Annotated in this window: 19 protein-coding genes and 2 pseudogenes; all 21 read right to left on the reverse strand. The window is 48.5% G+C overall.

The window, feature by feature from the left end; genetic code table 11:
• Nucleotides 1-6 precede the first annotated feature (6 nt).
• On the reverse strand, nt 7-999 hold the full coding sequence (locus ACLU9Q_RS18030; RefSeq protein WP_412625745.1) for a sortase: 993 nt from the start codon (nt 997-999) through the stop codon (nt 7-9).
• A gap of 80 nt (nt 1000-1079) precedes the next feature.
• Complete coding sequence (locus ACLU9Q_RS18035; RefSeq protein ID WP_412625746.1) at nt 1080-1433, reverse strand: hypothetical protein; 354 nt, start codon at nt 1431-1433, stop codon at nt 1080-1082.
• A 136-nt stretch (nt 1434-1569) separates the two neighbouring features.
• Nucleotides 1570-2253 carry a hypothetical protein gene (locus ACLU9Q_RS18040; protein ID WP_412625748.1) on the reverse strand — a complete coding sequence of 228 codons (684 nt, stop codon included), beginning with the start codon at nt 2251-2253 and terminating at the stop codon, nt 1570-1572.
• 11 nt (nt 2254-2264) lie between these two features.
• Nucleotides 2265-2921 (reverse strand): hypothetical protein, encoded by a 657-nt coding sequence (locus tag ACLU9Q_RS18045; protein ID WP_412625750.1) that lies wholly within the window; start codon nt 2919-2921, stop codon nt 2265-2267.
• A 15-nt stretch (nt 2922-2936) separates the two neighbouring features.
• A complete protein-coding gene (locus tag ACLU9Q_RS18050) occupies nt 2937-3401 on the reverse strand; it encodes a zinc-finger-containing protein (protein ID WP_412625752.1) in 465 nt (154 codons plus the stop codon).
• A 98-nt stretch (nt 3402-3499) separates the two neighbouring features.
• Nucleotides 3500-4465 carry an RNA-binding protein gene (locus tag ACLU9Q_RS18055; protein ID WP_412625754.1) on the reverse strand — a complete coding sequence of 322 codons (966 nt, stop codon included), beginning with the start codon at nt 4463-4465 and terminating at the stop codon, nt 3500-3502.
• A 455-nt stretch (nt 4466-4920) separates the two neighbouring features.
• Nucleotides 4921-6807 (reverse strand): VirD4-like conjugal transfer protein, CD1115 family, encoded by a 1887-nt coding sequence (locus ACLU9Q_RS18060; RefSeq protein ID WP_412625756.1) that lies wholly within the window; start codon nt 6805-6807, stop codon nt 4921-4923.
• A gap of 10 nt (nt 6808-6817) precedes the next feature.
• Nucleotides 6818-7843: a DUF6017 domain-containing protein gene (locus tag ACLU9Q_RS18065; RefSeq protein ID WP_412625757.1), complete on the reverse strand. Its 1026-nt coding sequence runs from the start codon at nt 7841-7843 to the stop codon at nt 6818-6820.
• Nucleotides 7844-7882: 39 nt separating this feature from the next.
• Nucleotides 7883-8947, reverse strand: a complete 1065-nt coding sequence (locus ACLU9Q_RS18070; protein ID WP_412625758.1) for a hypothetical protein — start codon at nt 8945-8947, stop codon at nt 7883-7885.
• A gap of 134 nt (nt 8948-9081) precedes the next feature.
• Nucleotides 9082-9828, reverse strand: coding sequence for a DUF6100 family protein (locus ACLU9Q_RS18075; protein ID WP_412625759.1), 747 nt, complete (start codon nt 9826-9828; stop codon nt 9082-9084).
• The gene (locus tag ACLU9Q_RS18080) at nt 9794-10336 is read right to left on the reverse strand and encodes a DUF5697 family protein (protein ID WP_412625761.1); all 543 of its coding nucleotides are present in this window, start codon (nt 10334-10336) and stop codon (nt 9794-9796) included. The genes ACLU9Q_RS18075 and ACLU9Q_RS18080 overlap by 35 nt, the downstream gene beginning before the upstream one ends.
• Before the next feature lie 152 nt (nt 10337-10488).
• A pseudogene (locus tag ACLU9Q_RS18085) lies at nt 10489-11847 on the reverse strand (VirB4 family type IV secretion system protein); the annotation flags it as partial.
• A 154-nt stretch (nt 11848-12001) separates the two neighbouring features.
• Nucleotides 12002-13063 carry an IS30 family transposase gene (locus ACLU9Q_RS18090; RefSeq protein ID WP_412625762.1) on the reverse strand — a complete coding sequence of 354 codons (1062 nt, stop codon included), beginning with the start codon at nt 13061-13063 and terminating at the stop codon, nt 12002-12004.
• 277 nt (nt 13064-13340) lie between these two features.
• Nucleotides 13341-13835, reverse strand: coding sequence for a hypothetical protein (locus ACLU9Q_RS18095; RefSeq protein ID WP_412625763.1), 495 nt, complete (start codon nt 13833-13835; stop codon nt 13341-13343).
• A gap of 21 nt (nt 13836-13856) precedes the next feature.
• Nucleotides 13857-14054, reverse strand: coding sequence for a helix-turn-helix domain-containing protein (locus tag ACLU9Q_RS18100; protein WP_118628823.1), 198 nt, complete (start codon nt 14052-14054; stop codon nt 13857-13859).
• 464 nt (nt 14055-14518) lie between these two features.
• Nucleotides 14519-15928 carry a phage tail tip lysozyme gene (locus ACLU9Q_RS18105; RefSeq protein WP_237984763.1) on the reverse strand — a complete coding sequence of 470 codons (1410 nt, stop codon included), beginning with the start codon at nt 15926-15928 and terminating at the stop codon, nt 14519-14521.
• A 78-nt stretch (nt 15929-16006) separates the two neighbouring features.
• Nucleotides 16007-16495 (reverse strand): phage holin family protein, encoded by a 489-nt coding sequence (locus tag ACLU9Q_RS18110; protein WP_038269743.1) that lies wholly within the window; start codon nt 16493-16495, stop codon nt 16007-16009.
• Nucleotides 16492-16671, reverse strand: a complete 180-nt coding sequence (locus ACLU9Q_RS18115) for a hypothetical protein (RefSeq protein ID WP_118684071.1) — start codon at nt 16669-16671, stop codon at nt 16492-16494. The genes ACLU9Q_RS18110 and ACLU9Q_RS18115 overlap by 4 nt, the downstream gene beginning before the upstream one ends.
• 24 nt (nt 16672-16695) lie before the next feature.
• A complete protein-coding gene (locus ACLU9Q_RS18120; protein ID WP_117469170.1) occupies nt 16696-17757 on the reverse strand; it encodes a reverse transcriptase/maturase family protein in 1062 nt (353 codons plus the stop codon).
• A 326-nt stretch (nt 17758-18083) separates the two neighbouring features.
• Nucleotides 18084-18440: a diversity-generating retroelement protein Avd gene (gene avd, locus ACLU9Q_RS18125; protein WP_002591284.1), complete on the reverse strand. Its 357-nt coding sequence runs from the start codon at nt 18438-18440 to the stop codon at nt 18084-18086.
• A gap of 40 nt (nt 18441-18480) precedes the next feature.
• Nucleotides 18481-19102: pseudogene (locus ACLU9Q_RS18130) on the reverse strand (hypothetical protein); the annotation flags it as partial.

A 19102-nucleotide genomic window follows, 5' to 3' on the forward strand; every position in this document is an offset into this window, starting at 1 on the left:
AATACATTATTTCCTTTTCCTGCGGAACAAAAGGAACAGAAGCGTGAGTAATATACAGGCTCCGGGAAGAAGGATTCTGAGCAGGTCTTCCTTCCGGGAAATCGTTTCTGAAAAATTTCCTTCCATAATGATCCCTTTTTCCGCCAGTTCCCGCTCGGCAAGTTCCTTTATTTCCGTTCCTTTTTGCGTCTGCGTTTCGGATGTTTCTTCCTTTGTCTCTTCTTTTTTGCTGCGCTCACAGTAGATCACCAGCCGGTACTTTGTTCCGGGCGACATATACGGATAACAGGAAAACAACGTCACCATATCCTTCCCCGGCCAGATGTTTAAAATCTCACACTCGGAAGCAGGAATGATCTCTGTGCCGGTAACCTGATAAACCAGTTCTTCCCATGGATTATGGATATGGATTTCGGAGCCGATTTTCAGTTGGTCAATATCCCGAAAATACGGGCTTCCGCCCCATCCCCGGTGAGCTGCGATCACACAGTTCGTATTTTCCCCTCCAAGCGGCATGCTTGTCTCCGTTAAGACGACCGCGCCATTTCCCATATTTTCTTCTGTTGCGCCAATATAAAGCGGAAGCGACAGGGAAATATCCGGTATCTCGATGTATCCGATGTTCTCAGAGCCACCGTTTAAGGCCGTGATAGCATCCGGTATCTGCCGGAAATTCCAGGCATCCGTAATATCCTGTCCTTCGGTGGACAATCGAAGATTATATTCCTGCAGCGCCGCCAATAATTCCGGCGATCCAAAGCGGCTCTCTGTTTCTTCCGTATCCTCCTTAACGGAAGCTTTACTCTCTTCGTCCGGACTTTCTTTTCTTTCCGGTCCCTGCCCGGCGTCTTCTGATTCATCCTCTTTTTGAAACTCTTTGGCGATCCGGCTGACTTCCCTCTGGTTTTTCCATTCCCGGTAATCCGGGTAAAGGAAAATAGAAATCCCGACCGCCAGGATCAGTATTCCGATCATTGTTTTCGCTATTTTTTTCATCATTTTTTTCTGTCATTCAAATAAACCCCGACATAGAAGTGTTTCATCTCCTTTTCCATTTATTTACACAAAGCTCTCCTGCCTCACCTCCCTTTTTCTACTTGCTCGAACCCATAAAAAGAACCGAGGTTCCATGCTGCATCCACGGTCTCGATTCCCGACAACGCCTCCTTTCTGCAATTAAAGTAAAACCGGTATCGGACGCCCTTTTCCACAGGAACACTTTTCTCCAGCAGAAGTGTCGTCTCCCCTCCATCCGGTGACCGGATCTTAACCTTATAAAACTTCCCCAACGGAAGTTTTCCGTAAATCTCAAGAACCGTGCCCTCCACCACTTCATAGTTTCCTAAAAGGCCCGCCTGCAATACCCGAAGCGCCTGTATCAATACGATCATGCTTATAATTACAGACCAAAGCACATATCTTAAGCTCTCCATCCGGTTTCCCATAAATATGCCAAATAAAAGGATAAGAAAAGACAGGATACCCAATCTCAGTACCCTGTCCTTAAATACCCCAGGCAAATCCTGGCATGACTTTATTTTTTCACGGATGTATCCCGGCAGCTTTCGTCTATAGGACTGCCTCCTCCATTTCTTCAAAAATCTCCTCCTTCCGGATGCTCTCAATCAAAAGCTGCTTTCTTCCATACAATGCAATCACATCTGCGATAAAATCCTGCTGCACGCTCCGCTCAAATCCGGTATCTTCAACCACAACCAGCTCCGCCACCTGCTTTGCATGGTCCTCCAGAAGCTTCAGGTGGCTGTCAATCCGCCCGTCCGCATCCAGCCGCTTCAGCAGGCTCTCTTCCGCAGGCGTAAGTCGGTGCTTTTTCAACGCCCGCAGGGAAAAACGAAGCCCTTTTCCCATCGAAAGACTGTTCCAAAAGACAGCCAGCCGTTCTCTAAGGGGATACTGGGCGCGCACCATCGTCACCCGCCGCATCAGTCCTTCCACAGCCTCTTCCGCTGTTTCTCCTTCCCCTGCGGCGATCAGTCCTCTTGTCTCCAGTCTGCGCAGGCAGTACCGGAACTCTGCCTCCTTTACCTTCTGTGCTTCCTCTTCCCCAAAGGCAATCCGAAGAAGTCCCATCACTCTTCCCATGACATCCTGCTCCTCGCAGAAAGCCCACAGCATGGCGCTCCATATCTCGATTTCCATTCCGGTCAGAACTTTTTCCTCTTTCATAACCGCCACACAGAACCTTCCATCCATGCCGCTTTTCTTTACTCCGATCGCTGTATACCACTTCATAAGCATTCCTCCTAAAACAGTTCCAAAACCTCTATAATTTTAGGGATCACGTAACCAAGCGCCATACCGGCTGCCACGCAGATGCCGGCATGGGCTTTTCTCATGTTCCAGACCGCCTGATGCTTTGTCCCGATGATCCGTACACTTCCAGGCACGTTCCACCGAAGCTGACGGTAAAACTCAATAAATTTCTTATGATCAAACCCAAAAGAGCGGACACAGAAAATGCGGCGTTTCTGCTCCTTTTCATCCAGAAGAATAAAGCTCTCCGGCTCTCCCTTTGTCTCCTTCAGTACGACATAAAACTCCGGGATGCCTCTCCGGCTGCCTTCCACAATCTTGTCGATCTCATCATAAAAAATACGGCAGGACTCATAATGCCCGTTTTTCTCCGGCTGGCAGACCGCCAGGCTGTCCCCGGTAAGCTCCATGTAACAGTTTTCCGCCTCCATGATCCGTCTGCCAATCTTTATGATCTGCCCAAGCAGCAAAACAACGGTCAAAGCGAGCACACCGCACAGATAAGCAATATCCCAGCAGCGTATCTGATAAAACAGAAGGTACAAACAACTCCCTTCCATGACGCTGAAAAAAGCCGCCGCAATATCATACTGTTCCCGAAGGTCCATCAGTCTGTAAACATCATCCTCCGTTGCCCTTAGCCGCAATCCATTCCATCCTTTCTACGCCGTAATCTGTTGTCCGGTTCCAATGTTCTTTCCCCCTTTCCCACATTCCTGCTGTTTTTCCATAAATTCCGTACATTCCCGTATGGTTTCCCCACACAGATAAGTTGAAAACATTCCGATGTGCATATCCCTCTCCCTGAGATTCAGCCGGTACTGCAGCCAGATATACGCACCATGTCTTGTCATATACCCTTCCTTCCACAAAGCATCCAGCGCATGATGCGCTTTGATCCGTTTATTCCGCAGTTCTCCGTCTGCCAGTGTTCCTTTCGGACGCATGCTCTTTTTATGCACTCCCACATAAGCGTCACAGGCCGGATAGCCGCTGCACACATACAGGTACCCTTCCGGATCCAGATTATCTTTCCCATACACATAAGCGGCCGGGCGGAGCACCGCGGTTCGCCCACAGTACGGACAGATAACCGGCTTCTGCCGTTCCTTTTTCCTTTTTGCCATCAAAATCCCCCTTTCTTTCCTCCGCTTACCTCCGAGCTTACACAATCCGGTTTTTCTGTGACAACAGTATTTCGGAAAAAAATTTATAAATTTTTGTTTTATGCGCCGCGTTTGATCAGACGGGTGATGATTCCCTCCGCCACTTCATAATTGTCGTTGATCCTGGTAACGACAAATCCGATCTTATCCCGTTTGCCCGGAAGGCTTGGCATATTGCAGGAGTGGGCGACTGCATTAACGCCAATATCCAGCCGGATAAAATAGGTACCCTTATACACATCTGTGATGGTTCCCACATATTTTCCCTGCCTGTGGCATTTCTTTAAATTGTCCTTATTGATGTTCGCCGTAGCACTCTTGGCATCCACAGAAACGGAAATCTCGTCCGGGGACTTTGCCCTGACCTCGTTGACCGTCACAAGCACCAGATCCCCGATCTGGAACTTTTCTGCGGCATCCACCATCCATTCCCATGCCATATCCCTGGCACGCACGGATACTTCTACCCCAAATACTTCCAGCCTCACTGCTTTTGCCGCCACAGCGATCACCCGCGCCTGTACCATACGTCCCGGATACAGCATCGGCTGTGTTCCATCTTCATCCGCGAAATAAAACATCTGGCGTTTTTTCAGCATGGCGTCCTTTCTGGACGCTACCACGCTCTTTGTCTTGGTATCCAGGTCCTTGATGATAAAATCAATCTCACAGCCCAGCATATTGTTGGCAATCCTGGTCTGACGGTTTAAGGTGTCTGCATTTTCCCGCCCATCGCCGTTTAGATTGATCATCATCTCGTTCATCGGAATGATGATACGGAACCCGTTGAAATAAGTAACTGCCACCACCCAGCCGCTCTCCAGCTTTTCCACGCCGCCCAACTCACCGGTCAGGATTTTTCTGGTACGGTGTGCGTTCAGAAGCTGGTGCCATCTGGCGTCCTCCTGTTCTTCCATGCTTTCCACACGCGAATCCACGTCAATGGTCAGCACTCCGTCAAGCGCCGCCCTGGGCACTTCTTTTTCCGGCGCAAAAGCACCGGATGCTTTTTTCGTTTCTTCCATATGATCCCTCCAGTCTTTTTTCATAATAAAAGGCACAAAAAAACAGCTTTCCGAAAAAAGCCGTTCGTTTTGTGCCTTCTTTTTACGACTACCATTTTATAATGGTTCAAATCGGATGTCAATGCCACTCCGGGCGCAATACCGTCGCAATCTCTTCGCAATTTGATCCCATCATTTTTTTGATCCCGTCCGAGAACCGGATTCCGGAAAAATACCAGATTTCTCCATTTACGATACGGCAGATCCGTTCCTCCATAAGATACGAAAGGCTGGCATACTCCGGATTGTCTCTGGCCCATCCGGTCGTCTCAAAAAATTCCTGTTCTGTCTCATAAATCTCAATACAGTCTTTTGCCAGTTCCAGCTTTATAATATCCTCATCCCGAAGAAAAATATCAAATTCCCGTTCCAGTATGCGCTTAAAGCTGTACCGTACCAGGGAATTATTCCGTATATCAAGTGTCGGTTTTTTCAGCCCTATCTCCTCCTTCCTGCCTGGAAAACAAATCCTCCACCTTTGTAATCTTCCTGCTTCCCTTTTCCTTTTGTCCTTTTCGTCTCTCTTTTTTGGGAACTTCCGCATCTGCTTCCAATATCTCCCGCTTTTCCCATTCCATCTGCTCCGGCGTCTCTTCCGTTTCCTTTTGTTCCACCGAAAACTGCTGCTTTTCCTGTTCCCATTTCACATACCAGTCCGGGATATGTGTTTCCACTTTTTCCATCCGAAGCTTCTGCGCATCCGCGTGTTCTGTGTAGTCCATTTTCCTAAATCGCAGCACCTTCTGCCCACGGATGATCAAAAGCCCCCGATCCAGCGGATACCGCAATACTTCATCCGGCAGGAGCAGCTGGCGTTTCCCCACGGAAGTAGACTCTGTATACTCTGGCACATAATCGGTTGCCCGGATGGTATAGTAATTCTTTCTTATAGAAGACACCGACACCGTAACCTCCCCCGTCCGGTCGCTGAAATAGGAAGCCGTCGTCATGTCGTTGCATCCTAAGAATATGGAGAAATCACAGCCTCCAAGAATTTCCTCCCACTGGTTGTCCGGATACCGGTTCTGAAGCTGCGGGATGTTCTGAAACAGGATGCTCATTCCAATGTTTCTTGACCTGGCCGTTGCCAGCTTCTTTTTAAAATCCGGTACCACGCCGATATTGGGAAATTCGTCGAGTATAAAATTCATCGGGATCGGAAGCCGGCGCTCCTCTGTCCGGTCCGCAAACCGTACCAGCTTAATGCTCAAAAAAGAAGTAAACAGCGTTGCCAGCATATCATAGGTAGAATCCTGGTCGGAGGTAATGCAAAAGTACGCACATTTTTCCCTTCCCGGCAATGTCAGGTCAATATCCGTGTGGCTGGTGATCTGCTGCACCAGCTTGTTTTGCAGAATCTGGAGCCTCGTGCCAAGTCCAAGTACCGCATTTCCTTTCACCTTTTCCGCTTTCGCGAAAAGCTGATACGGTCCCTTCGCCGGATGGCTGCCGGGCAGCCGCTCAAAAATAACATCCAGCGCCTCCACACTTTTATTTAACAGAAGCTTATACGCTTCCGGAAAGGTTTTCTGCTCCGGAGGATACTCCTCATATACATACAGGCAGAGCGCCTTGAGAAGATCCATTTCAACGTTATCATAAAAATGGTCAAATTTATCGGTGGTATTGCGGATCACAACGTCGCAAAACACGTCGATCAGTTCCCCTTCGTCGATCTCCGCCAGGCAGTTCCATGCATCTGAGTGGATAAGCTGGATCAGGTTCAACTGCTTTACCGTATACCCCTCATCCTTTAGGTACGCACATAAATCCTCGTACAGTTCCGACTTCGGATCCGTGATGTACATGCTTTCGCCCCGCCTTACACACTGCAGTGCCATGACCCTTGCAAAAGCGCGGGATTTCATGGAACCCTGGGAGCCGCATACCGCAATATTCCGGTTCAGTCTGGAATCTACCGGCAGGCTTAAAATTTTCCCGCTCTCAAGGTCCTTCCCAAAAATAATCCCTTTCACATCCCTGGTATCTTCATCCGCCTTTAATATCCCCTGCTGCTCCGCCTGTTTCATAAATCCCGCCGTTCCATAAGTTCCCTGGTCGGAAATCTCGAAATTGCGTTCATCCTGTTCTCCGTTTCCTTTTCCCCGAAGCATGATCAACACCGCCGTCACCGCAAATAAAACGATGGCAAACACCGAACATTTCAGCCCCGCAGATGTGGTAAGGCCGCGTTTCACGCAGGACACCGGATTTAGGCCGATCTCCGATTCCAGAAAGAGCGCCGCTAAAAAACCGCCCACATAAAATGCCAGAATCAGCATTCCAACTGCAAATGCCAGCATTTTTATCTTCTTACTCCTGTCCGCTTTCCCATTCCTCCTTTCCTTCCGCAAATTCCTGCGCCTGATGGTACTGATACAGATTCCCGTAGTAGCTGCTGATGGTGTGGACGGAATTATAAAGCGCCGTGATCAGCACCGCCCGCACATTCCTTGCTTTCGTCTGGTTCTCGTCCATACAGCGCAGCACATATTCTACATGCCCTTTTCCCAGCTTTGCGAACTGGCTTTTCACCACCGCAGCCGGCTTATTTTCCCGGTTCACCCGGATTTCCTGCGCCGTTGAGGCCAGCACTTCGCAGATGATCCCGAATATCTCATCAATCCGTTCGTCAAATGGATGGTCAAATTTTAAAGCCTCATAGTCGATCTGCTCCCGGATTCGCTCCTCCACCGTCCGGAAGGATGGGATAGGGTAATCTCTGTGGTAATCTCTGTAGTTATTCTCTGTATTTGTCTCCCCGATTTCGGGGACACCTCCCTCCATTTTCGGTGGGACCCTCTCCCCGTTTTCGGTGATACCTCTCCCCGATTTTGGGGACAGCTCTCCCTCAAATCGGGGACACCCCGGGCGCACTTCCCCCATATCCCTATTTTCGTATTCTTCCGGGTAAGTCAGCCGCTCCAGGACATCCACATCCAGATCCAGAAACAAGACATTTGAGACAAGGTGCCCGCCTCTTTCGATCGTGCGAAAGACACGCCGAATCACTCCCAGCTTTTCCAGTTCCACCACCGCATTCGTCGCATCCCGCTTTGTCAGGCCGAACTGATCCGCCATCTGCTGGTAATTTCTCTGCAGAAGGTCTGCGCTGAAGCGCTTTTTCAGACCGATAAGCTGCCCGGTCACCTCGTCGCGCACCTCCACCGGACGGTACCAGTATACAATATCCGCAAGAATCATGATTGCGGTTAAATTGGGTTTTCCAGTTTCTTTTCGTATGGTTTTAAACCATGCCACCGGGACTACATTCCCGGTGATCTGCAAACGGCTCATCCGGTCTACCGCCGGGTTCCCGGTTTCAAACATATTCCCCATGCCAGCCGTTTCTTCCTGCGGCGTCTTTTAGACGTCCCACTACCCGTCCTGCCGCAAATATTCCGCCGCTTTCTTTGCTATGACTGCCTGAATCTTCACCTGCGCCCCAAAATAAGCACGGAGCGCCTCCTCCTGGTAATCCAGGCACACCACAATACCGCACGGATGCCAGGCGGACTCCTGCCTGATCCTAAGCAGGCGGCGCAGTTCCAGTTCATGACAGAAATAGACCGGATTTTCCTCGTTATCATACCCGTCACAGATCTCATGCTCCTTCTCCCTCCTGCGTGAAAGTACCCCGCACAAAAACCCGTACAGTTGTTTTTTCTTTGCTTCATCCGAAAGGAGCCACATCTGAAGCTCTGCTTCCTCCCGCATGGGGACATAATAATAGCGTTCATACACATCATCCACCTGAAATAATGTTTTCCGGATCCCTCCATCGCTTTCTAACAGTTCCAAAAGGAATCCCATATTTTTACCGAAAATAAGCGCATCTGCCATCCAAAGGCTGCCTCTTTTCAAAAGCGCCTTCTCCGTCCATGTACGCATGGAGCGTTCCATCTTCTTTGCCCATTTCATCCGCTGCTCCATGGTATTATAGACTACATAGGCAGATTTCCCGGCCAGCAGTACCCCGCAGGCTCTTGACCCTTTGATTGCCTCAGAATCGCCTTTGTATTCCCCGCTTCCGTAATATACCGCTGTTTCCACTCCGTTCTTTCCAAAACCGTCTTCCCATGAAGGCTTCTGGCTCTGGAAGATACAAACTCCCGCTTTCCAAAGGAAAACCCAAACCTCGCTCATCCGGTATAGCCGTACACGCTTGTTTGCCTCACTTTTCACATGCATGGTCTGTGCCGAGCCCCTAAGAAAAAATGCAGTATCGCCTTCATACCTTTCCAGCAGATACCGCCTGCCCTTTTCCCTCAGCACATACCCCTTATAACCGTCCCTGCTCCTGACGGAAAGATAGCCCTCCTGTTTTAACCGGGTGATCAATGCCGCCGCATAAGAATCGGAACCAACTACCGGTCCTGCCAGATAGGACGGCAGTTCTCCGCATACGGCAATCATACGCAGCAGCTCATCCTGTTTCTTCATGTATCCACCCCTTTCTTCCAGAGTGTTCTGTACCCTGTCCGTTGCATACCTGGGTAGCCCACATCTCCTGTTTCTTTTCCAGATCACCGTTTTTACGCTGTTTGAAGGCATTCTCACACTATCGAATTTCCATCCTAAAAAAGCGCTTCTTTTTCGATACCGCAAACATCCCGATAACGGGCAATCCACTCCGGGAAACAAGCGGAATCCATAACGTAAAGAAGCGTCTTATCTTCCCGTCCCAGCCTTGTCATATGGCAGGTATCCGCATATAGTCCGCTGTCTGATTTTAAGAAAAAATGGGACAGCACATCCAGAACGTGCTTCTCCTCGTAATTGTCGTGATCCCGCACTCTCCCAAGTGGCAGCCCTTCGTCATAGATATGGACAAAACAGACCATGCACTTTGTATATTCCGGGACCTCAAGCCCCGCTTCCGCCTGTTTGACGCACCAGTGCTGGCATGCGGTATAAAGCGGCTTATACAGATAATCCGTATAACTTTCTTTCCGGTGGGGTACAAGGACCGGCATGGAAACTTCCAGTACCCCGCCCAGATTGGAAAGTTCTATCCCGTGGATCAGCACAAGATCGGACTTGTAATCCTCATATTGTCTGGTATCCAGCACAACTTCCAGTGTCAGCCTCCGCAGCTTTTCTGTCAGTTTTTCGGACTTTTTTGACGCCTCCAGCACCATCTCGCAGAAATTGGTATACTGCAGGTTCGTATTTTTTCTGGTGTACGCCAGCAGGATACTTCTTGCCTCCGCCAGATGCTGCTCCACTCCTGCCGCAGTTTTCTGGGCATCGTCCAGTTGGATCTTCAGCCTGCCCAGCACATCCCGCTCACTCATCCTTGCGGTAATATTCGACTTTTCCATCCTCCTTTACCGTGCAAAAACCTATCACATCCGGAATCCGGATTTCCGGTATATCCTCCGGGGTTTCCACCACCACGATATGCCCGCAGCCCTCGATCCGTTTTCTCGCAAACAGATTGTTCGTAAGGTTCACATCTGCGCTGGAAACATACAGAATATCGTAAATCTCCCCGTCCCCCACAAAAACAATGCGCACCGGATATTCCTCTTTTGATGCCAGGAAATGCTGCTCCACCTTTTTCTGGTCCATGATGCCAAGCAGCGCCCACATGCTTTGCAGTGTCCCGTATTCCCGCGCTCCGTATGCCTCCTCCCCGATCGCCACCATTTTCAGTTCCTGGTTGATATAGAGATCCCGCTCCTTTTCCAGCGTTTTTAAAGCCCGCCCCACAAACTGCTCCCTGCCGTCTTTTGCAAAGTATTCATAAACCTGGCTCTTATACAGCACGTTGTACTTCTGGATAAGCTCCTTTACTTCACGTTCTACGGCTCTCTGTTTATTTTCCATCGTTTTTGCATCCTTTCTGTTTTTATTTGACGCCTTTTATGCGTCTTGATTGCGTATAAAAGGACGCATACGGGAGATAATCTGCCTCTTTCCCGTTTATGCGCCCTGTATGCGTCCTACAAAACGTCCTTTGGGACGCATAGATTGCGTCCTCATCTCCTTTTTCCGTATGCGTCCTCCCCGTATCTCTGGGTTCTGCTCTTTAATTCCTGCAGATCCCTCCGGTCGGTCGTGATCAGATCCTTTTCCAGCTGGCTCGCCTTAAATTCCACCACCAGGTTATTGTTGTTGGTGGAGATCAGTCCATTGCCGCGCTCAAAATGGATGATAGAGGTCATTTCCGCCTCTGACAGATCCAGTTCCTCCCGGATATGCTCTGCCTCTGCGTTTTCCATGTTCAGGATGATCTTCGTTTTCGAGTTATTTAAAATACCTCTTCCCAGCTTGCCGCCTTTTAGAGAGAAGAAATCCGCCAGATCCTGCGTGGCACAGACCGCAGCCCCACCATAAGCACGGATTACCTTGAAGATTTCCAGCAGGTATTCTCCCGCCAGTTCGTTGGATGCCAGCAGTTTCCATGCTTCATCTACGTAGATCGCTTTTTCTGCCGTTCTGTCTTCTTTCGCTTTTGTCCAGACAAAATCCAGTGCCACGAACATCCCCAGCAGAAGATCCCCGGATAGTTCCGAAATATCAAGGACCACATATTTATTCTCCAGATCCACGTTTGTCTGCTGGTTGAAACTGGACGCCGAACCATGTACCAGACGATTTAAGATATTCGCCATCCTCCGGCACTCTGCCTTCCGCAAAAGTACCTCATACAGATCCCCCAGGATTGGCATCCTGCGGTAATGCCCCGGACGGTCCGCATCTTCCAGGCTCTGGTTGTCATGGGTAATCCCCTTCTCCTGATAGGTAATCACCAACGCCTCATCTAAGAGCTGCTTTTCCTCGTGGGTCATATCCGGAATTAACAAACTGAAAAAAATGTGAAGGCTCTGTATTTTTGTGGCAAGCGCCGACCGCTCCGCAATATAGCCATCCAAAAGTTCACTGGTCGCCGTATCAGCCGGACGGATCTCCATCACGTTGATACAATTTGGGGACGCCGGGGAAATCTGGATAAAAGCACCGCCGATATTACTGCATGCCCTTGCAAACTCATGCCCCTTGTCCGGGGCGATGATAAACACCTGGATGTTCTTTCTCCGCATCCGAAGCGCCATCAGCTGCATCGTAAAGGTTTTTCCTGCCCCGGAGGTTCCCAGGATCGCGATATTGGCGTTTTTGTAAATCTGCGTGTTGAAAATATCAACGATCACCAAAGAATTGTTCGCCTTGTTGACGCCCATCATAATGCCGTCCTTATCCGACATTTCATAAGAAGTGAACGGATAGCAGGCCGCCACACCGGAAGTCAGCACATTCCGTTTCGACTGTGCGTAAATTTTCTTGTCCAAAGACAAAAGCGGCAGGGAAGAAAGAAATGCCTGCTCCTCCCGGAATAAAAATGTCAACATTAAAATCGACATTTTTTCATGTTTTTATCGTTTTGCCATTTTGCACAATACGCAGCCTGTTTTATTGTGTATTTTCACTTTTAGGCAGCGCAGTACTAAGGCTGCCACTGCTGCCAGCCTCTCACGCTCCCTGTATCCGTTGTTATGCAAGCTGCTTTACCTCTTCCTTGAATAATTCCCCCGCTGAATGGTAGCCATGTATTTTGCGTGGGTATCCGTTTATCCAGTTCTCTATACTCTCTACCTCTTCCTCTGTCCTGTCGTCAAAATTTGTGCCTTTCGGTATCTTCCGGCGTATCATCTTATTTGTTACCTCATTCGTGCCACGCTCCCAGCTGCTGTACGGGTGGCAGTAATATACCTTTGTCCGTTTTTCTTCCTCGTTAATAATAGAACGCTGCAAGCCCTCTGCGTCTGCAAACTCGCTGCCGTTGTCTACCGTGATTGTCTTAAATACCCGCTTAAACATATCAGCGCCCCATTTTCTTTCTAATCTATCCAGCGCCGCTACTACCGCCTCGTCTGTATGGTCTGGCAGCTTAAATATAATCTCGTTTCTGGTTTTCCGCTCTGTCAGCACCAGCAGCGTATTTTTTGACTTTCCCCGCTTGCCTAAAACGCTGTCCATTTCCCAGTTTCCGAACTCTTCCCGTGTATCTATCTCTTTCGGGCGTTTCTCTATGCTCTCGCCCGCTGCCGCCCTTGACTGCTGCCGCTGCACTTTCTTGTATTTCCGCTTTTTATTCTTCTTTACTGGCAAATCCTTATTAGATAACTTAAGGAAAATGCCCTTATCAATATAGCTGTATAGAGTCGTTACGCATACCGTTACGGAAAAGTCCCCCTCTTTCCCCTGCGCTTTCAGCTCTCCCAGTACCGCCGCTGGGCTGTAATCTTCATTTACTATTTTGTCCTCTATGTAATTTGCGTATGCAATATCATTTCCTATTTTAAGTTGTGTGCCTCTCGCCTTTAAGTTTTCCTCTGCCTTTTCCTGTGCAATATCTGGACTATAGCGCAGTTCTTCCGTGTAGTCGCTGTTTCGGTGCATATACTGCCCTCTCTTAAGCTCGTTATATATAGTGCTGCGGTGTACGCCCAGTTGCTCTGCTATCTCTATCACGCTATGCCCTGCCTTTTTCAATGCCTCAAGGCTTATACGGTCTGCCCGTGTCAGCTGGTGGCTGCCTTTCTTATTTGCCATTTCTGCTACCTCTCTTTCGTTCCTGTTCTTTCCCCATATACGACGAAAAGCCGCAAACTTTTTTACAAGTCTGCGGCTTATGCCTTTACCTATTTACAACACTTTTTACAAGCGGTGTATTTCTTCTTTGCTTGGCTTAGCGGTATGCTCTTTGGGTTTTTCATTCCCGAACAGTTAGGCTTACTATGGTATTTTTTGTTGCTACGGTCTACATATACTGTAGTTTCTCCCGTATGCTGGCTTACGCTGGGCGTTGCGTCCTCGATTACGTCAAGCTCTATATTGCACCCGAACGTCTGTACCCCCCCCCAGAAATTTCCAGTATTTCTGCGGTGTAGCGGGCTTTCGGGTACTTTCTCGCTAAATCCCCCGCCAGCTCTGCCGATAGATTTCCTATTACCTTATCGCCCCACTTTACGTATGCGGCAGGCTCTCCGTTGTATGTATACTTTTCTACTGTAATATCTTCACTGCCGGACATTCTGCTTAAAATATCCTGCCTGTTTTCTCCGTCCTCATTATTGAACGTCACGCCTACTACTTTCGTTCTGATTGTATCTAAAACTCTGCCACCAGATGCAGCGGCGGGCGCTGGTGTTCTGTTTCCGTTCTCTTTTCCTGCGCTTTTCTTTTTCAGCCCAAAATAGGCACATACTGCCGCAACCACAATGCAGCCCACCCCGCCTGTTATATTTCCAGACGGCAGCGCCGTTAAGCCACTTACTGCAAATAATGCAGCCACTACCAATAAAATTACCTTTTTCTTTGTCATAGTAAGCCCTCGCTTTCGTATCTACTTCAATTCTAAAATTTCATCAGCAGAGGCGTTAAGCTCTCTGCATATTTTCGCAAACGCTGGCACGCTCGGCGTTCTTTCTCCGTTTTCCCAGCGGCTTATATCTTTCGGGTAAACTTGCAGGCGCTCTGCAAGTTCCTTTTGCGTCACGCCTGCCGCTTTTCGTGCTTTTCTTATGTTCTCGCCTAAATTCATGCCTTACCTCTCTTTTCTTTTGCTCTCAAAATGAAAGCAATAAGCAGCTTTACAAGTCCTACTGCTACTAAAAATACTCCTAATTTCAAAAGCATACTCTTTACTCGGCTGTGGGTTTGTGTTATATTTCTTATAGGCGGCGGGCTTATCGCCCGCCTGTCGGTTATGGCTTTCGCCCTAACCTATGTACTTACCGATTATGATAAGTATTATGCCTATGATTAAGTCTATCAATGCGTTGATTGCCAAGTCTCGCCATTCGATAGGCTTTTTCTTTTGTTTCTTTTTCTTACCCATTGTGCCGTTTCTCCTTTCCAGTGGCTTTGCCTCTTATTTGTTCTTATCTCCTTTCCATGATTTTATTATATACCAACTTTGGTATATTGTCAACGCTTTTATGCTGAAAATCCTATAAAATTGCAAAAAAATAGAGGGCAGACAGCGAACCGCCCACCCTCGAAAACTTAAGCTAATCTTGTGGCATAATCTAAGCTAATCCAGCCTGCGCCACTCTTCAAGCGTCCCCAGCCAACGCTTGCACCCTGTCCGGCTTTCACTTCCACAATGGTAAATACTCCCTTTCCTGTGGTTTCTCCCGTCTTTGCATAGTTCGTGCCTGCTCCTGTTCTGATATTAAGGTCTAAAATATCTACCTGTACGCTAAACGGAACGCCTGCGCTTGCCTGCTGCCCTGCTGCGGTATATACCGCTTTGCCGTTATCATCATATACAGTATAACCCGCCTTGCAAGCGCTCTTTGCATTTTCCAGCGACGTAAACGCCCCCAGCTGGCTTGCTGCGTCCGTCCAGCTCTTGCGCACTCTGTAATACTTTGTACCGTTTCCTGCTGCATACTTTTTATAGTATCCCTCGCCGTACTCTGCACGCTTTTTCTTTACTGTTTCGCTCTGGTCTGCTGGCTTTTCATATCCAGTAAGAACGGCATCAGATGCAGCACGCACGCTGCCCGCCTTTTTCAGTGCGTCCATTACTGCTGTGTATCCCTGCAATTCTTCCCATAAAAAGCCCAGCTGCATATTAAGGTCTGCAATGGATACGCCCGCCTGTTTTGCATGATTAAGCAACGCTTGCTTTCTGCTCCAATACGTCCACTGCGCCAGCCCATAGCCTGCACTGTCCTTTACAAAATTGCCATAGCTGCCATTATCCACCGCTGCTGTATATTCTGCGTCCGTCTTACCCAGCTTATTGTTATAGGTGTTCTGTAAGTTGTTCGGCATAAGCCCGCTTTCAGCATACAGATTACCCATAATACCAGCCACGGCATAAGCATTTAAGCCCTTTCCTGTAAGAAAATTCCAGATTGTTTTTTCATTGCCGCCCTGCGGTGTTTCTGCCTGTCCGCTGATTTTACGCTTAAACTCGTCCCATGTGTGGGCGCTGGTGTTATATACATACGGGTTAGGGCAAATCTTGCCCGTTACGTCGTAATGCCTGATTACATGAGATGCAGGCACGCCGTATTTATTCATAAGGTAACGGGTAAGCTCTGCCGCTGCCTCTACTGTTGCGTCCTCAAAATACCAGTCTTTATCTGTTGCGCCCATGCTCTTTGTGTTTTTCTTCCTTACGCACATTTCAATACCGATACTATTAGCGTTTCGGCACTCTGCGTGCTTATAGCTCGACGCTCCGCAATGCCACGCTATATTAGCGTCCTCTACGCACTGCCATACCTCGCCGTTAAATCCTACAAAGTAATGCGCCGACGCATTTCTATTGCCGCCGCCATAATATCGGCAGTTGTCCTCTGCGCCGCCCAGTGCGCCTACATAATGGATAACAATATACTTAATTCTGGAAACGCTGCCCTTATTGAAATTGTACTTACTTATCTTTCTGTTAATGTTCATATTTCCTGCCTTTCCGCATACAAAATAAGCGCCTGCGGTGTCCCGCAAGCGCTCTTTGCTGCTATGTCCTTATTATTCTTATCTTTCCTGTGTCCTGTGTTCCTCTACGTTGCCTGTGGTGCTGTCCCCGTCCAGTTCGTCTGTGTCCGGCAGTTCGTCCGTATACTTCGCCAGAAACTCCCGCACCTTTTCCCATACCTTTTTTACGGGCAGCCCGCATAATGCCATATTCTTAAAAATACTCACTACCTCATAGGCAATGTAAAGCAATGCGAAAAATTCAGCCACGCCCACGGTATCAAGCCCTAAATATGTACGTGCCTGCTCCGGTATAAATCCGATTAAGTTAATCTTAATCAGTACGTCGATTGCCAGCATGAATACCAGAGAAATAAGCATACCTACTTTTCTGATAGCCCCGTCAATGCCTGCGCAGCTGTTAAATTTCTTCTCTTTGATTGCACGCAGCACGCCAAAAACCGTGTCGCACACAATCGCCAATACTACCAGCTGGATAATTTTGTTATGTGCCGCCGCCTCAATAAATTCTGTAATAGTCATGTTCATAAATCCTGCCTTTCTCTTAATTGCAAATCTTTTGCCCGCTCTTTCAGCTCTTCGCCGTTGTAGCCCGCTGTCTGCTCCCAGCTTTCCAGAGTGGCTATTAAATCAGCAATAAGCCTGCTTTGCTTTTCTATGGTTTCCTGTTGTTCTTGTACTACCCTTAGTAAATTGCTACTCATGTACTCGCTCCTGCATTCTGCCGCTTAAGCAGCCTTTTCTATGGCTGCCTCTGCCAGCGTTTCTATTTTCTTTCGTAGGTTGTAGCTGTCGGCGTGTCCTGCGTGTCCCGTCCAGCTCTGTATACTCTTTTGTAACTGCTCTTTTGTGATTTTCCCGCTCTCGCACTTCTTGATAGTACGCTTTATGCGCTTTATGCTGTCCTTTCGTACTTTCCTGTGCGTTGCCCTGTGTTTGTAGCCTACAAAGTCTATACCGTTCTTTGCTGCCAGTATGGTAGTTTTCGGGTTAAACTCTAACTTAAGCTCTTCCCGTAAGAATTGCTCTATCCGTGCAAGCCAGCTGCGCAGCTGTTCCTTGTCTGGGCTTAATATTACAAAGTCGTCCATATAGCGTATGTACGCCTCTACGCCCAGCTCATGCTTAATAAACTGGTCTAATGCGTCCAAATAGATATTTGCAAATAACTGACTGGTAAGGTTTCCAACTGGTATCCCTACGCCGTCCGGCATATTGCCGTTGTGGTCTATTATCCTGTCCAGCAATGCCAGTACCCCAGCGTCTTTTATAACCTTACGTATTTCAGTTTTTAATACCGCATGGTCTATGCTCTGGAAATAGTGGTGTATATCTGCCTTGATAGCATAAAGCGGCTGGTCTGGGTGGTATTTGTTCCACTCATACAGCCACTCTTTTAGCGTATCAGACGCAGCGTGCATACCTTTACCTTTCCGGCAGGCGTAAGACTGCGATATAAACCGCTTATCAAATATAGGCTCTAACACGTTGTTTATGGCGTGCTGTACCACCCTGTCATAGAACGGCAGCGCCATTATCTGCCGCTCTTTCGGTTCGTACACCTTAAAGTAATGGTATTTGCTTGGCTCATAGGCAAGGTTTATAATATCTTCCCGCACCTTGTCTAAGTTTTCCTCTTTGTCTTTCGTAAAAATCAGTACGTCTTTTCTGTGGCGTTTACACTTTCTGGCTTTGTTATAGGCTTTCTGTACGTTTCCATAGTCGCCCATAGCCTCTAAAAGCGTAATGCGCCGCCCGTCCTTATCGGTAATGTATCCTACTCTCTTCAAGTATTAAGCTCCTGCCTTTCGCCGTAGCTACTAACCAGCAGCCGTATTTTTTCTCTTTGCCTCACGGCGGGACAGCCACTCTGACTATAGGATATTAAACACTCGGTCTTATCCCTTTCTAAGTCCTTGCCAGTATTCCGTAGAACTCTGTGCCTGTAATGTTCTCACTAAGTCACACGCCCCACGAGCGCCAATGTTCGTATTGACATTCCACGGGTAATTGTTGCAATTCACGGCACGAGCGCCGCAATTCGCCCCATTGTTCCAGTTGCCGCCCGCTATCAGCGCCGCCAGAGGCTGTAAGTAAGCAGCTGCCCCATATCCTGCTATTTTCTGGTCTTTACCTCTTCTATCAGTTCGCCCAGCATAACGCCTATTTCTTTCAGCTTGCGGCAGCTCTCGCCGTAGTGCCGTGCGTTCATAGCGCTATACTTCAAGTCATGCGCCAGCCGCAGCAATTCTTTACTTTCCTGCAATGCCGTATCTACCGTGTATAAGTGGCTTTTCGTTGCCGTCTTATCCCACTTTATAACCTCTTGCAGCATTTCAAGAATTGCGTTTCTTGTCGCCGTCTGTAAACTGAATTTCTCATACTTTGGGTACTTCGTAAGCAGAGGGTAAATATATAGCAGAAAATCGTATATTTTCTGGTGTATAATATCTGTTTTTGTCTGTATGTCCATGCCTTACCCCCGTTTATCCGGCTGGGCTTTCGCCCGCCGTCTACAGAGAGTCACACGCCCCACGAGCGCCAATGTTCGTAATGACACTCCACGGGTAAATGTTGCAATTCACGGCACGAGCGCCGCAATTCGCCCCACTGCCCCAGCCGCCGCCCGCCCTCAGCGCCGCCAGAGAATATGCGTAATACTGGTAAATGTTACCAACGTCGTAAGACTTCTCGCCTGTGTTCAATGGGCTTTTCTTGTCCCAGCCCCACGCTACGCTTGCGTGGTAGTCTGCATTTGTTGCGTGTTCCGCTCTTGTAATAAGCTCGTCCAGCCACTCCCAGACACGCCCCACGGCATCTACAACGCCCACGGAGGAAACGGCATTTACCACACTGCCTGTTACGCCCCTACCTGTGTTGCTGGTGGCGCTCCATGCGTTTGTATTTGCGTTATCCAGTCCGGCAGGGCTGCCAAAAGCATAAGCGCAAAATTCCGCATAGTTCGGCAGACGCTTACCGCTCTTTGCCAGACGTTCTACAAAGTTGTACCAGTTCATGCTTTCTGTACCCGTCATAGGTGCGCAGCCGTACTCTGATTTCAAGCCCTTTGCTCCGTCGTCAGAATTAAGGTAAATATCTACCCATGTGCCGCCGCCTAAATATACCATACCCTCT

Source organism: Marvinbryantia sp., from assembly GCF_047017445.1.
Lineage (GTDB): Bacteria > Bacillota > Clostridia > Lachnospirales > Lachnospiraceae > Marvinbryantia.

Coding starts and splice junctions, on each gene's coding strand:
- ACLU9Q_RS18035 (WP_412625746.1), bottom strand. CDS start 1,433: ATGGAGAGCTTAAGATATGTGCTTTGGTCTGTAATTATAAGCATGATC.
- ACLU9Q_RS18090 (WP_412625762.1), bottom strand. CDS start 13,063: ATGGCAAATAAGAAAGGCAGCCACCAGCTGACACGGGCAGACCGTATA.
- ACLU9Q_RS18030 (WP_412625745.1), bottom strand. CDS start 999: ATGATGAAAAAAATAGCGAAAACAATGATCGGAATACTGATCCTGGCG.
- ACLU9Q_RS18080 (WP_412625761.1), bottom strand. CDS start 10,336: ATGGAAAATAAACAGAGAGCCGTAGAACGTGAAGTAAAGGAGCTTATC.
- ACLU9Q_RS18050 (WP_412625752.1), bottom strand. CDS start 3,401: ATGGCAAAAAGGAAAAAGGAACGGCAGAAGCCGGTTATCTGTCCGTAC.
- ACLU9Q_RS18060 (WP_412625756.1), bottom strand. CDS start 6,807: ATGCTGGCATTTGCAGTTGGAATGCTGATTCTGGCATTTTATGTGGGC.
- avd (WP_002591284.1), bottom strand. CDS start 18,440: ATGGACATACAGACAAAAACAGATATTATACACCAGAAAATATACGAT.
- ACLU9Q_RS18105 (WP_237984763.1), bottom strand. CDS start 15,928: ATGAACATTAACAGAAAGATAAGTAAGTACAATTTCAATAAGGGCAGC.
- ACLU9Q_RS18095 (WP_412625763.1), bottom strand. CDS start 13,835: ATGACAAAGAAAAAGGTAATTTTATTGGTAGTGGCTGCATTATTTGCA.
- ACLU9Q_RS18075 (WP_412625759.1), bottom strand. CDS start 9,828: ATGGAAAAGTCGAATATTACCGCAAGGATGAGTGAGCGGGATGTGCTG.
- ACLU9Q_RS18055 (WP_412625754.1), bottom strand. CDS start 4,465: ATGGAAGAAACGAAAAAAGCATCCGGTGCTTTTGCGCCGGAAAAAGAA.
- ACLU9Q_RS18100 (WP_118628823.1), bottom strand. CDS start 14,054: ATGAATTTAGGCGAGAACATAAGAAAAGCACGAAAAGCGGCAGGCGTG.
- ACLU9Q_RS18040 (WP_412625748.1), bottom strand. CDS start 2,253: ATGAAGTGGTATACAGCGATCGGAGTAAAGAAAAGCGGCATGGATGGA.
- ACLU9Q_RS18065 (WP_412625757.1), bottom strand. CDS start 7,843: ATGGGGAATATGTTTGAAACCGGGAACCCGGCGGTAGACCGGATGAGC.
- ACLU9Q_RS18070 (WP_412625758.1), bottom strand. CDS start 8,947: ATGAAGAAACAGGATGAGCTGCTGCGTATGATTGCCGTATGCGGAGAA.
- ACLU9Q_RS18110 (WP_038269743.1), bottom strand. CDS start 16,495: ATGAACATGACTATTACAGAATTTATTGAGGCGGCGGCACATAACAAA.
- ACLU9Q_RS18115 (WP_118684071.1), bottom strand. CDS start 16,671: ATGAGTAGCAATTTACTAAGGGTAGTACAAGAACAACAGGAAACCATA.